Source organism: Pseudomonas sp. L5B5, assembly GCF_020520285.1.
In the GTDB taxonomy this organism is placed as follows: domain Bacteria; phylum Pseudomonadota; class Gammaproteobacteria; order Pseudomonadales; family Pseudomonadaceae; genus Aquipseudomonas.
On the sequence record NZ_CP084742.1, the window covers coordinates 6548251 to 6561087 of the forward strand.

The window sequence follows — 12837 nt, forward strand, 5'->3', positions numbered from 1 at the left end:
CGACCTGCGGCCGCCTGTGCTCCCTGGAGCCAGGCGGCCGCTTTGTTGATGGAGGCTGTCAGTGGGCGGAAGCGGGACGCCGGCCGGTTTTTTCCGCAGCGATTACGGTTGCGGCAGGCTGCCGGGGTTGGTGGTGGCGGCGGGTGATGCGCAGAACGCCCCAGAGCATGGCTCCGGCTACCGCCAGCCAGCCCAGGATCAGCATCAGGATTGTCGTTGTCAGGCTCATAAGTGCCTCCTTCCATGCCCGTTGGGGCACACACTCTTACTAACCGACAGTCTAGTAGCCCATGTGTTTCAAGCAATTGACCAATAGTCGAGAGTCTTCGAACACTTCGCTCTATGGTTTTCAATTAACTGCAGGATGGCGCTATACCCTCGCTCGCAAGCGCCCTATGATCAGGGCCCCAGCCGGGAGCAGGATGCCCGGCGTCAGATATAGAGAGCGATGATGGTGCGGGTATTTCCTCGATTGCGAGCGGCGCTGGTGGTCAGTGCCTGTGTCCTGGGCCTGGCGGGCTGTGCCGGTAGCGCTCAGCCGCAGATCCAGCGCCTGCCGGAGCGGGTGGAGCTCAACAGCGTGCCGTTCTTTCGTGGCGAGATGTACCAGAGCGGGCCTGGGGCCCTGGCCAGCATGCTGTCGCAACAGGGCATCGCGATCACCCCGGGGTTGTTGGACAAGCCCTTGCACCTGCCGGGAGCCGAGGCTCAGTTGCAGCAGAACATGCAGAACCTGGCTCGTGAGTACGGCATGGTGGTTTATCCCCTGGACGCCAACCTGGCGGCCTTGCTGGCCCAGGTCGCTGCGGGTTATCCGGTGCTGGTGCGCTTCACCGAAGGTTCGGCCTTCTGGACCGAGCCGCGTTACGCCGTGCTGGCAGGTTACAACCGCGACAAGCAGACGGTCCTGCTGCGAGGAGCCAAGCTGCGTCGGCAGTTGATGGAGTTCGATGCGTTCGAGTCTGCCTGGAAGGATGCCGGCAGCTTTGCGGTGTTGATCCAGGCGCCGAACCAGCTACCGGCCGGAGTCGATCGCCAGCGTTGGCTCAAAGCTGTCAATGAACTGGCCCAGGCGGGACAGGAGCAGGCGGCGGCCCGGGCGAGCAGGGCGCTCGAGAATCATTGATCCTGTACACACGACAACGGCGCCCGAGGGCGCCGTTGTTGCAAGGGCGGCTGCGGTCGATCAGTGGGAGGCCTGGGTCACGCCGGTCTGGCGGCTCTTGAGGTTCTTCTCCGCCTTGTAGCGCAGGGCTACGTCCGGTACCGAACCGCTCTTGCCGGTTTCCATCCAGTTGCGGATTCGACTGGCATCGGCGAAATGGGTGTATTTGCCGAAGGCATCAAGGATGACCAGGGCCACCGGTCGGTTGCCCATGCTGGTGACCAATACCAGGCAGTGGCCAGCCTGGTTGGTAAAGCCGGTCTTGGTGATCTTGATGTCCCACTTGTCCTTGTTGACCAGGTGGTCGGTATTACGAAAGCCCAAGGTGTAGTTGGGTTTGCGGAACGCCACGGTCTTTTCCTTGGTGGTGCTCAGTTCGCTCAGCATGGGGTATTTGCGGGCGGCCAGGAGCAGCTTGCTCAGGTCGCGGGCAGTGGACACGTTATGGATCGACAGGCCAGTAGGTTCCACATAGCGGGTGTGGATCATGCCCAGGGACTTGGCCTTGGCGTTCATCGCGGCGATGAAGGCGGCATAGCCGCCCGGGTAATGGTGGGCCAGGCTGGCGGCGGCGCGGTTTTCCGAGGACATCAGGGTGATCAGCAGCATTTCCTGGCGGCTCAGCTCGCTGTTGAGCTTGACCCGGGAAAACACGCCTTTCATTTCCGGGGTGTCGCTGATGTTCACGGAAATGTATTCGTTCATGGGCAGCTTGGCGTCCAGGACCACCATGGCCGTCATGAGCTTGGTCACCGAGGCAATGGGGACCACGACGTCCGGGTTGCTTGAATAGATGACTTTATTGGTCTGCAGATCCAGCAGTAGCGCGCTGCCGGAGGCGATGTGCAGTTGTGAAGTGTCTCTGGGCGCTGCGGTGGTTTCGGCGGCGCTGGCGCTATGTGCGATCAGGGTGCCGGACACAGCGAACAACAAGCTGAGGATGGAGAGACGAATTTTCACGCTGGTGGACTCGATAGGATGGATATGCCGTGTCGCCACGGGCTTTTTCGGAAAAACGTTACATTTTATGAGTATGGCGGAAGAACTGTCGATTGCTCTTCAGCAGTCAGGTGAAAGCCTTTCAAAACCAAGAAAAAGCCCGGTTTTTTCCTGAACGGTCGTGACGTGTCGGTTCGAGGGGCGGTGAAAGCATGGGCTCGAGAACCGCTGGCGATATTCGAGGCTGGCCATTGCAGGTTCGAGGAATAAAAAAAGCCCGCCAGTGGCGGGCTTCTACTCGTGCTGGGCAACTCAGCTATGCAGCGACTCGGCGGCGTACAGAGTGTTTTCCAGCAGGCAGGCGCGGGTCATGGGGCCTACGCCGCCCGGCACCGGGGTAATCCAGCCGGCTCGGGGCAGGGCGGTTTCATAAACCACATCGCCCACCAGCTTGCCGTCTTCCTGGCGGTTGATTCCGACATCGATGACGATGGCGCCTTCCTTGATCCACTCGCCCTTGACCAGGCCCGGCTTGCCGGCGGCCACGACCACCAGGTCGGCCCGGCCGACATGGCCCGCCAGGTCCTTGGTGAAACGATGGGTCACAGTCACGGTACAACCGGCCAGCAGCAACTCCATGGCCATGGGACGCCCGACGATGTTGGATGCGCCGACCACGACTGCATCCATGCCGTACAGATCTGCGCCGGTGCTTTCCAGTAGGGTCATGATGCCCTTGGGGGTGCAGGGGCGCAGCAGGGGAATGCGCTGGGCCAGGCGGCCGACGTTATAAGGATGGAAACCATCCACGTCTTTGTCCGGGCGGATGCGCTCCAGTAATAGAGAAGCATCCAGATGCTCGGGCAGGGGCAGTTGCAGCAGGATGCCATCGATGTTCGGGTCATCGTTGAGGCGATCAATGAGATCTGCCAGGGCTTGCTGGGTGGTATCAGCCGGCAAGTCATAGGCTTGTGAAAGGAAGCCAACCTCTTCGCAGTCTTTACGCTTGTGCGAGACATAGACCTGGGAGGCTGGGTCGCTGCCGACCAGAATCACCGCGAGGCCCGGAGTACGCAGGCCTTGCTGGCGACGCTCGGCGACACGCTTGGCGATCTGCTGGCGCAGGCTAGCGGCGATCGCTTTGCCGTCGATTAGTTGTGCAGTCATGACGCGTGATTAACCATCGAGAGGGAGAGAAAAAGAGAACGCATTCTCGCATGTCGGAACGAGAGGGCAAAGGCGCTTGATCTGCAAATTGCCCTAACCCCTTTAATTAAATGAATTTTTTTCAAAAAAGAGTTGACGACCTAACGGCTCGTCTATAACATTCGTCGCACTTGTCGGGCACAGCCTAGCACTGGTTAAGAAGGTCGGGCAGAGTTGAAGTTTAGCTCGCAACGACTGAAGCAATTAGTTTGTAGTCATTTAAAGAGTACAGATTAATAAGGCGCCCGTAGCTCAGCTGGATAGAGCATCCGCCTTCTAAGCGGATGGTCGCAGGTTCGAGTCCTGCCGGGTGCGCCATTAGGCAGCTTTGGCACAAGTAACGCAATATGGTGGGCGTAGCTCAGTTGGTAGAGCACAGGATTGTGACTCCTGTTGTCGTGGGTTCGATCCCCATCGTCCACCCCATATTCGAAAGAAGGCGCCAGATTAACAGTCTGGCGCCTTTGCTTTAAAAGAAAGCTTGTTCGCGGACGTGGTGGAATTGGTAGACACACTGGATTTAGGTTCCAGCGCCGCAAGGTGTAAGAGTTCGAGTCTCTTCGTCCGCACCAATAAAGTAGCTAGTTAATAGCAGATGACGGCGCAGTACCTGAAAGGGGCTGCGCCGTTTTCGTTTTCGCGTTTGTTGCGGTCAGGTTTGCGGTACGGGCCAGTGGCGAAGTGAATCCCTGTGTGTTCGTCGAGTATCCGGGCGAGCATGCTGTTGGCTGGTGTGTTCGAGGGCTCGGGCCGGCTCCTTCTATATATAGAAGGGTTGGTGTGGAGGCCCTGGTTTGATTCGTAGTATTTGCTCTCATGACGGGGCTGGAACCTTTGTCCCTGTCTTCACATGGCCGGCCGCTTTTTACCCGTTTTCGGTAGGGTGACTTCTTGGGTTTGACCCACTAGAATGCATGCCCTTGATTCTGGGGTCGGAAAACGGCCGGCTAATCGTCTGTGCAACGAGGAATATCCATGCAAGTTTCTGTTGAAAATACTTCTGCTCTTGAGCGCCGCATGAGCATCACCGTGCCGGCTGAGCGCATCGAGAGCCAGGTCAACAAGCGTCTGCAGCAGACTGCCCAAAAGGCCAAAATTCCGGGCTTTCGTCCTGGCAAGGTTCCAATGAGCGTGATCCGTCAGCGTTATGAGGCTGATGCGCGTCAAGAAGCAGTGGGTGATGTGATCCAGGCTTCCTTCTACGAAGCTGTTGTTGAGCAGAAGCTGAATCCGGCTGGCGCTCCTTCGGTTGAGCCTAAAGTGCTGGAGAAGGGCAAGGATCTGGAATACGTCGCTACTTTCGAAGTGTTCCCTGAGTTCACCGTAGCCGGTTTCGAAGGCATTGCCGTTGAGCGCCTGAGTGCCGACGTTGCTGACGCTGATCTGGACAACATGCTGGAAATCCTGCGCAAGCAGAATGTTCGTTTCGAAGCGACTGATCGTGCCGCCCAGAATGACGATCAGTTGAACATCGATTTTGTTGGCAAAGTCGACGGCGAAGTCTTCGCTGGCGGTTCAGCCCAGGGCACTCAGCTGGTGCTGGGTTCCGGTCGAATGATTCCTGGTTTCGAAGATGGCCTGGTTGGCGCCAAAGCCGGTGAAGAACGCGTTCTGAACCTGACCTTCCCAGAGAACTATCAGAACCTGGACCTGGCCAACAAGGCTGCCGAGTTCACTGTTACCGTCAACGGCGTTTCCGAGCCCAAGCTGCCTGAGCTCACCGAAGAGTTCTTTGCTCAGTTCGGCATCAAGGAATCTGGTCTGGATGGTTTCCGTGCCGAAGTTCGCAAGAACATGGAGCGCGAGCTGCGTCAGGCCATCAAGTCGAAGGTGAAGAATCAGGTTATGGATGGTCTGCTGGCCGCCAACCCGATCGAAGTACCAAAGGCGCTGCTGGACAACGAAGTTAACCGTCTGCGCGTTCAGGCTGTTCAGCAGTTCGGTGGCAATATCAAGCCGGATCAACTGCCTGCCGAGCTGTTCGAAGAGCAAGCCAAGCGTCGCGTAGTCCTGGGTCTGATCGTTGCTGAGGTTGTTAAGCAATTCGATCTGAAGCCTGATGAAGACCGCGTTCGCGAGCTGATCCAGGAAATGGCTTCGGCTTACCAGGAGCCTGAGCAAGTCGTGTCCTGGTACTACAAGAACGAGCAGCAATTGAACGAAGTTCGTTCGGTTGTGCTGGAAGAACAAGTTGTGGATACTGTTCTGCAGAAAGCTAGCGTGACCGACAAATCGGTCTCCTACGAAGAAGCGGTCAAGCCGGTAGAAGCACCTCAAGCCGACTGATTTTCTTCTCGTTCGAAGCACACACCATAAGCCAGCCTTCGTGCTGGCTTATGCGTATTCAAGACGTGACTATTTGGGAGTGACTGCAGAGCATGTTCCGTAATTCTTATATTCAGCAGAACTCTGATATCCAGGCCGCAGGCGGCCTGGTCCCGATGGTTGTCGAGCAGTCTGCTCGTGGCGAGCGCGCCTACGACATCTACTCGCGCCTCCTCAAGGAGCGAGTGATCTTTCTGGTGGGTCCGGTAGAGGACTACATGGCCAACCTGATTTGTGCGCAACTGCTATTCCTTGAAGCGGAAAACCCGGACAAGGACATCCATCTCTATATCAACTCCCCGGGCGGCTCGGTGACGGCTGGCATGTCGATCTACGACACTATGCAGTTCATCAAGCCCAATGTTTCAACTACCTGTATTGGTCAGGCATGCAGCATGGGCGCGTTCTTGCTGACAGCCGGTGCCGCTGGCAAGCGTTTCTGCCTGCCGAACTCCCGAGTGATGATTCACCAGCCACTGGGCGGTTTCCAGGGTCAAGCGTCGGATATCGAAATCCATGCCAAGGAAATCCTCTTCATCCGTGAGCGTCTCAACTCGCTGATGGCCAAGCACAGCGGGCGCACTCTGGAAGAAATCGAGCGTGATACCAACCGCGATAATTTCATGAGCGCCGAAGCTGCGCGCGAGTACGGGTTGATCGATGAAGTCATCAACCAGCGCCCCGCCTAAAATAAGCAGCTCAAAATAGGCTTGGTCGGTTGTTCCGATCAGTGGCGGGCTTGAAAAAGCCCGCAATAGCCTTCATCTTGTGTTGCAAGCCTATCGGATTTGGATCGAACGAATGACTGACACCCGCAACGGCGAGGACAACGGCAAACTGCTTTATTGCTCCTTCTGTGGCAAAAGCCAGCATGAAGTACGCAAATTGATTGCCGGCCCCTCGGTCTTTATCTGCGACGAGTGCGTCGACCTGTGCAATGACATCATCCGTGAGGAGGTGCAGGAAGCACAGGCCGAGAGCAGCGCGCATAAATTGCCTTCGCCTAAAGAAATCAGCGGCATCCTTGATCAGTACGTGATTGGTCAGGAGCGTGCAAAAAAGGTTCTGGCAGTAGCGGTGTACAACCACTACAAGCGCCTGAACCAACGTGACAAGAAGAGTGACGACGTCGAGCTTGGCAAGAGCAACATCTTGCTGATCGGTCCTACAGGTTCGGGTAAGACGCTGTTGGCGGAAACCCTGGCGCGCCTGTTGAACGTGCCCTTTACCATTGCCGATGCCACCACCCTGACCGAAGCCGGTTATGTGGGTGAGGACGTCGAGAACATCATTCAAAAGCTGCTGCAGAAGTGCGACTACGATGTGGAGAAGGCCCAGATGGGTATCGTCTACATCGACGAAATCGACAAGATTTCCCGCAAGTCCGACAACCCTTCCATTACCCGGGATGTTTCCGGCGAAGGTGTACAGCAGGCACTGTTGAAGCTGATCGAAGGCACTGTTGCTTCTGTTCCGCCCCAGGGCGGCCGCAAGCATCCACAGCAGGAATTCCTGCAGGTCGACACCCGGAACATCCTGTTTATTTGTGGTGGTGCCTTCTCCGGCCTGGAAAAGGTTATCCAGAATCGCTCCACTCGCGGTGGCATCGGTTTTAATGCCGAAGTACGCAGCAAGGAGGAGGGCAAGAAGGTTGGCGAGTCCCTGCGTGAAGTCGAGCCTGATGATCTGGTCAAGTTCGGCCTGATTCCAGAGTTCGTAGGTCGTCTCCCTGTCCTGGCAACCCTGGACGAGTTGGACGAGGCTGCGCTGATCCAGATTCTTACCGAACCGAAGAACGCCTTGACCAAGCAATACGGCAAGCTGTTCGAGATGGAGGGTGTCGATCTGGAGTTCCGCAGTGACGCGTTGAAAGCGGTGGCCAAGCGGGCTCTTGAACGCAAGACCGGTGCTCGTGGTCTGCGCTCGATTCTCGAAGGTGTCCTGCTCGATACCATGTACGAGATCCCCTCGCAGTCCGAGGTGAGTAAAGTAGTGATCGACGAAAGCGTCATTGAAGGCAAGTCCCAGCCGCTGTACATCTATGAGAACAGTGAGCCGACGGCCAAGGCAGCACCTGACGCCTAAGTGTCGGGCTGTCTGTTTGAAAGAAGGGGCCTTCGGGCCCCTTTGTTTTTAGCGTCTTTAAAGTGCTGTCTTTGAGCTTGTTTTTTTTTAAGGCAGCCCCCATCTTGGTTTCAAGCTTACTTCCATCTGTTTACGGCCGTACGGCCGCCGTAGAGGCGAAATCATGAAGACAACCATCGAATTGCCTCTCCTGCCATTGCGTGATGTCGTGGTTTATCCGCACATGGTTATCCCGCTGTTCGTGGGGCGCGAGAAGTCGATCGAAGCCCTCGAGGCAGCGATGACGGGCGACAAGCAGATTCTCCTGCTGGCTCAGAGAAACCCTGCTGATGACGATCCCGGTGAAGATGCACTCTACCGTGTAGGAACCATTGCAACCGTGCTGCAGTTGCTCAAGCTGCCCGATGGCACCGTCAAGGTGCTGGTCGAAGGCGAGCAACGTGGCGCAGTCGAGCGCTTTAGCGAAGTGGACGGCCATTGCCGTGCCGAAGTCGCGCTGATCGATGAAGTGGATGCTCCCGACCGTGAGTCGGAAGTGTTCGTGCGCAGCCTGCTGTCCCAATTCGAGCAGTATGTGCAGTTGGGCAAGAAGGTGCCTGCCGAGGTTCTTTCCTCCCTCAATAGCATTGATGAGCCGAGTCGCCTGGTGGATACCATGGCGGCGCACATGGCGTTGAAGATCGAGCAGAAGCAGGAAATCCTCGAGATCATCGACCTGTCCGCACGGGTCGAGCATGTCCTGGCCTTGCTGGATGCCGAGATCGACCTGCTGCAAGTGGAAAAGCGCATTCGTGGCCGCGTCAAGAAGCAAATGGAGCGCAGCCAGCGTGAGTACTATCTGAATGAGCAGATGAAAGCCATTCAGAAGGAGCTGGGTGACGGTGACGAAGGTCACAACGAAATTGAAGAGCTGAAGAAACGCATCGAGGCCGCCGGTCTGCCGAAGGATGCGATGGCCAAGGCCCAGGCCGAGCTGAACAAGCTCAAGCAGATGTCGCCGATGTCCGCCGAGGCCACCGTGGTCCGTTCCTACATCGACTGGCTGGTGCAGGTGCCGTGGAAGGCACAGAGCAAGGTGCGCCTGGACCTGGCTCGCGCCGAGGACATCCTTGATGCCGACCACTATGGCCTGGAAGAGGTCAAGGAGCGGATCCTTGAGTACCTCGCCGTCCAGAAGCGTGTGAAGAAGATTCGTGGCCCAGTGTTGTGCCTGGTCGGTCCTCCTGGGGTCGGCAAGACCTCCCTGGCCGAGTCCATCGCCAATGCCACCAACCGCAAGTTCGTGCGCATGGCCTTGGGCGGCGTACGTGACGAGGCGGAAATTCGCGGTCACCGCCGGACTTACATCGGTTCGATGCCCGGAAGATTGATTCAAAAGATGACCAAGGTTGGCGTGCGCAACCCGTTGTTCCTGCTTGACGAAATCGACAAGATGGGCAGCGACATGCGCGGCGATCCTGCCTCGGCTCTGCTCGAGGTGCTTGATCCCGAACAGAACCACAACTTCAACGATCACTATCTGGAAGTCGACTACGACCTGTCCGATGTGATGTTCCTCTGCACCTCGAACTCGATGAACATTCCACCGGCCTTGCTGGATCGGATGGAAGTGATCCGGCTGCCGGGCTACACCGAGGACGAGAAGATCAACATCGCGGTCAAGTACCTGTCGCCCAAGCAGATCCAGGCCAACGGCCTGAAGAAGGGCGAGCTGGAGTTCGATCCGACAGCGATCCGCGACATCATCCGTTACTACACTCGCGAGGCCGGTGTGCGGGGCCTGGAGCGCCAGATTGCCAAGGTCTGCCGCAAGGCGGTGAAAGAGCATGCGATGGAAAAACGCTTCTCGGTGAAGGTCACCTCCGACCTGCTGGAGCATTTCCTGGGCGTGCGCAAGTTCCGCTACGGCTTGGCCGAGCAACAGGATCAGATCGGTCAGGTGACCGGCCTGGCATGGACCCAGGTGGGTGGTGAGCTGTTGACCATCGAAGCGGCCGTGGTTCCCGGCAAGGGCCAGTTGATCAAGACCGGTTCCCTGGGCGACGTCATGGTCGAGTCGATTACTGCGGCCTTGACCGTGGTGCGCAGCCGGGCCAAGAGCCTGGGCATTCCCCTGGACTTTCACGAGAAGCGCGATACCCATATCCACATGCCTGAAGGGGCGACCCCGAAAGACGGCCCGAGTGCCGGCGTAGGCATGTGCACGGCTCTGGTTTCGGCCCTGACCAGCATCCCGGTACGAGCTGATGTGGCGATGACCGGCGAAATCACGCTGCGCGGCCAGGTACTGGCCATCGGTGGTTTGAAAGAGAAACTACTCGCCGCCCACCGTGGTGGAATCAAGACGGTGATCATTCCGGAAGAGAATGTTCGCGATTTGAAAGAAATTCCTGACAATATCAAGCAGGATCTGCAGATCAAACCCGTTAAATGGATTGACGAAGTCCTGCAAATTGCGCTGCAATACGCGCCGGAGCCCTTGCCGGATGTGGCTCCCGAGATAGTTGCAAAGGATGAAAAACGCGAGTCTGACTCTAAGGAAAGAATTAGCACGCATTAGTACGCATTAGCCTGGGGGGCTTCCTTGACAGCTTTTTAGAGCCCTTGTTATAAAGCGGCTCTTAAGTGCCTGTAGGCCATTCAGCACTCGTTTTTGCTTTCACCAAAAAACTTAGAATCATACTCATAGATATAAAGGGGACTTAGAGTGAACAAGTCGGAACTGATTGATGCTATCGCTGCATCTGCTGATCTCCCGAAAGCTGCTGCTGGCCGTGCGCTGGATGCAGTAATCGAATCCGTTACTGGCGCTCTGAAAGCCGGTGACTCTGTTGTGCTGGTTGGTTTCGGTACTTTCTCGGTAACTGATCGTCCAGCTCGCGTTGGTCGTAACCCTCAGACCGGTAAGACTCTGGAAATCGCCGCTGCTAAAAAGCCAGGTTTCAAAGCCGGTAAAGCACTGAAAGAAGCTGTCAACTAAGTTTCTTCAAGGTCTTTGCCCATCCGGATTGGGGTCATGCCTGATCCGGCAGCGGGGCGCCAGTTGACCGGTATATGCCCGGTTCACGTCGAGGGTCGCAGGTTCAACTCTTGTCCGCTCCGCCAGTTACGAGAAGGCGCATCCTCGGATGCGCCTTTCTTCTATCCGGACTCTACCCACGCTCCACGGTTGCTTGAAACAGAAGTACAGCCGTTTCTGGGGGACGCATGCTGCAGAATATCAGGGACAATTCACAAGGCTGGATTGCCAAAACCATCATCGGGGTTATCGTCGCTTTGATGGCGCTGACCGGTTTCGATGCCATTTTCAACGCCACTAGCCATAGCCAGGATGCGGCCAAGGTCAATGGCGAGGAGATCACTCAGAACGAGTTGAGCCAGGCCGTCGACATGCAACGTCGTCAGCTGATGCAGCAGTTGGGCAAGGACTTCGATGCCTCCCTGCTCGACGAAAAAATGCTGCGCGAGGCGGCTCTGAAGGGGCTGATCGACCGCAAGTTGCTGCTGCAAGGGGCCCACGATTCCAAGTTTTCCTTCTCCGAGGGAGCATTGGATCAGGTCATCCTGCAGACGCCGGAATTCCAGGTCGAAGGCAAGTTCAGCTCGGAACGTTTCGACCAGGTCATCCGCCAGCTGGGTTACAGCCGTATGCAGTTCCGGCAGATGCTGAGTCAGGAAATGCTGATCGGTCAGGTCCGTGCGGGTCTGGCAGGCAGTGGTTTCGTCACTGATGCCCAGGTGCTGGCATTCGCCCGCTTGGAAAAACAGACTCGGGACTTCGCCTCCCTGACCATCAAGGCCGATCCGGCAGCTGCCAAGCTGACTGACGAAGAGGTCAAGGCCTACTACGACCAGCACGCCAAGGAGTTCATGACGCCGGACCAGGTGGTGATCGATTACATCGAGCTGAAGAAGGCTTCGTTCTTCGATCAGGTCAGCGTCAAGGACGAAGACCTGCAGACCCTGTATCAGAAAGAAATCGCCAACCTGTCCGAGCAGCGTCGTGCCGCGCACATCCTGATCGAAGTCAATGCCAAGGTGAACGAGGCCCAGGCCAAGGCCAAGATCGAGGAGGTCCAGGCTCGCCTGGCCAAGGGCGAGAGCTTCGAGGCGCTGGCCAAGGAGTTTTCCCAGGATCCGGGTTCGGCCAACAATGGCGGCGACCTGGGCTACGCCGGTCCCGGTGTCTACGATCCAGCCTTCGAAAAAGCGCTGTACGCTCTGAGCAAGGACCAGGTCTCGGCTCCGGTACGCACTGACTTCGGTTTCCACCTGATCAAGCTGCTGGGTGTCGAAGCGCCAGAAGTTCCGAGTTTCGCCAGCCTCAAGGACAAGCTGACTCGCGAGCTCAAGACCCAGCAGGTCGAGCAGCGTTTCGTCGAGGCTACCAAGCAACTGGAAGACTCTGCGTTCGAAGCCTCCGACCTTGCCCAGCCAGCCCAGGACCTGAAACTCACTGTCCATACTTCCGCGCCGTTCGGCCGTGAAGGCGGTGACGGTATCGCGGCCAACCGGGCAGTGGTGCAAGCGGCGTTCAGCACCGAAGTCCTCGACGAGGGTGCCAACAGCAGCGCCATCGAGCTGGATCCGGAAACCGTTCTCGTGCTGCGTGCCAAGGAGCACCGCAAGCCCGAGCAACTGCCGCTGGAAAGCGTAGCCAGTGCCATTCGTACGCAATTGGCCAAGGAGCACGCCAGTGCTGCCGCCAAGACCAAGGCCGAGGCGCTGATTGCCAGCCTGCGTGACGGCAAGACTGCGTTGAACAAGCCGGTGGATGGCCAGGACTGGAAAGTGGCGAAAGCCGTTACCCGTGGCCAGGACGGTATCGATCCTACCGTGCTGCAGGCGCTGTTCCGCATGAGCAAGCCTGAGTCCAAGGACAAGCCGGCGTTCACTAGCGTGACCCTGCCCAACGGCAACCTGCTGGTCCTGCAACTGAATGGCGTCAATGAAGCTGCGGCGCCGACCGAGGAAGAGAAAGCCCAGTACCGTCGCTTCCTGGCCTCGCGTGTAGGGCAACAAGACTTCGCTGCCTACCGCAAGCAGCTGGAAAACCAGGCGGATATCAAGCGTTACTGATGCCTGTTCCGCAGTGGTGAAAAAGACCCCGTCCGCAA

The 12837-nt window shown here is 57.4% G+C and carries 10 protein-coding genes and 3 tRNA genes; 10 read left to right on the forward strand and 3 right to left on the reverse strand.

What is annotated here, in order from left to right:
* Positions 1-58: 58 nt before the first annotated feature.
* Complete coding sequence (locus LGQ10_RS30130; protein WP_226524095.1) at positions 59-229, reverse strand: hypothetical protein; 171 nt, start codon at positions 227-229, stop codon at positions 59-61.
* 222 nt (positions 230-451) lie between these two features.
* Between LGQ10_RS30130 and LGQ10_RS30135 the strand changes: the two genes are divergently transcribed.
* Positions 452-1126: a hypothetical protein gene (locus tag LGQ10_RS30135; protein ID WP_058435921.1), complete on the forward strand. Its 675-nt coding sequence runs from the start codon at positions 452-454 to the stop codon at positions 1124-1126.
* A gap of 60 nt (positions 1127-1186) precedes the next feature.
* Here the strand turns inward: LGQ10_RS30135 and pbpG are convergent, their stop codons facing one another.
* Together pbpG and folD are read right to left on the reverse strand one after the other, a co-directional pair.
* The gene (gene pbpG / locus LGQ10_RS30140; RefSeq protein WP_226524096.1) at positions 1187-2125 is read right to left on the reverse strand and encodes a D-alanyl-D-alanine endopeptidase; all 939 of its coding nucleotides are present in this window, start codon (positions 2123-2125) and stop codon (positions 1187-1189) included.
* A gap of 291 nt (positions 2126-2416) precedes the next feature.
* Complete coding sequence (gene folD / locus LGQ10_RS30145) at positions 2417-3271, reverse strand: bifunctional methylenetetrahydrofolate dehydrogenase/methenyltetrahydrofolate cyclohydrolase FolD (protein ID WP_058435919.1); 855 nt, start codon at positions 3269-3271, stop codon at positions 2417-2419.
* A 280-nt stretch (positions 3272-3551) separates the two neighbouring features.
* Between folD and LGQ10_RS30150 the strand changes: the two genes are divergently transcribed.
* The 9 genes from LGQ10_RS30150 (at position 3552) to LGQ10_RS30190 (ending at position 12799) form a co-directional block, all read left to right on the forward strand.
* Positions 3552-3628, forward strand: a tRNA-Arg gene (locus tag LGQ10_RS30150).
* Positions 3629-3660: 32 nt separating this feature from the next.
* Positions 3661-3736, forward strand: a tRNA-His gene (locus tag LGQ10_RS30155).
* A 61-nt stretch (positions 3737-3797) separates the two neighbouring features.
* A tRNA-Leu gene (locus LGQ10_RS30160) sits at positions 3798-3882 on the forward strand.
* 403 nt (positions 3883-4285) lie between these two features.
* Positions 4286-5596, forward strand: coding sequence for a trigger factor (tig, locus tag LGQ10_RS30165; RefSeq protein ID WP_058435918.1), 1311 nt, complete (start codon positions 4286-4288; stop codon positions 5594-5596).
* 92 nt (positions 5597-5688) lie between these two features.
* Entirely contained in the window at positions 5689-6324 is a 636-nt protein-coding gene (gene clpP, locus LGQ10_RS30170; protein ID WP_226524097.1) for an ATP-dependent Clp endopeptidase proteolytic subunit ClpP, read from the forward strand.
* Between the two features lie 112 nt (positions 6325-6436).
* Complete coding sequence (gene clpX, locus LGQ10_RS30175; RefSeq protein ID WP_058437181.1) at positions 6437-7720, forward strand: ATP-dependent Clp protease ATP-binding subunit ClpX; 1284 nt, start codon at positions 6437-6439, stop codon at positions 7718-7720.
* Between the two features lie 163 nt (positions 7721-7883).
* Positions 7884-10280: an endopeptidase La gene (gene lon, locus LGQ10_RS30180; RefSeq protein WP_226524098.1), complete on the forward strand. Its 2397-nt coding sequence runs from the start codon at positions 7884-7886 to the stop codon at positions 10278-10280.
* A 147-nt stretch (positions 10281-10427) separates the two neighbouring features.
* Complete coding sequence (locus tag LGQ10_RS30185; RefSeq protein WP_022639715.1) at positions 10428-10700, forward strand: HU family DNA-binding protein; 273 nt, start codon at positions 10428-10430, stop codon at positions 10698-10700.
* A 227-nt stretch (positions 10701-10927) separates the two neighbouring features.
* Entirely contained in the window at positions 10928-12799 is a 1872-nt protein-coding gene (locus LGQ10_RS30190; protein WP_226524099.1) for a SurA N-terminal domain-containing protein, read from the forward strand.
* Positions 12800-12837 lie beyond the last annotated feature (38 nt).

Coding starts and splice junctions, on each gene's coding strand:
- clpP (WP_226524097.1), top strand. CDS start 5,689: ATGTTCCGTAATTCTTATATTCAGCAGAACTCTGATATCCAGGCCGCA.
- clpX (WP_058437181.1), top strand. CDS start 6,437: ATGACTGACACCCGCAACGGCGAGGACAACGGCAAACTGCTTTATTGC.
- folD (WP_058435919.1), bottom strand. CDS start 3,271: ATGACTGCACAACTAATCGACGGCAAAGCGATCGCCGCTAGCCTGCGC.
- LGQ10_RS30190 (WP_226524099.1), top strand. CDS start 10,928: ATGCTGCAGAATATCAGGGACAATTCACAAGGCTGGATTGCCAAAACC.
- LGQ10_RS30130 (WP_226524095.1), bottom strand. CDS start 229: ATGAGCCTGACAACGACAATCCTGATGCTGATCCTGGGCTGGCTGGCG.
- LGQ10_RS30135 (WP_058435921.1), top strand. CDS start 452: ATGGTGCGGGTATTTCCTCGATTGCGAGCGGCGCTGGTGGTCAGTGCC.
- tig (WP_058435918.1), top strand. CDS start 4,286: ATGCAAGTTTCTGTTGAAAATACTTCTGCTCTTGAGCGCCGCATGAGC.
- lon (WP_226524098.1), top strand. CDS start 7,884: ATGAAGACAACCATCGAATTGCCTCTCCTGCCATTGCGTGATGTCGTG.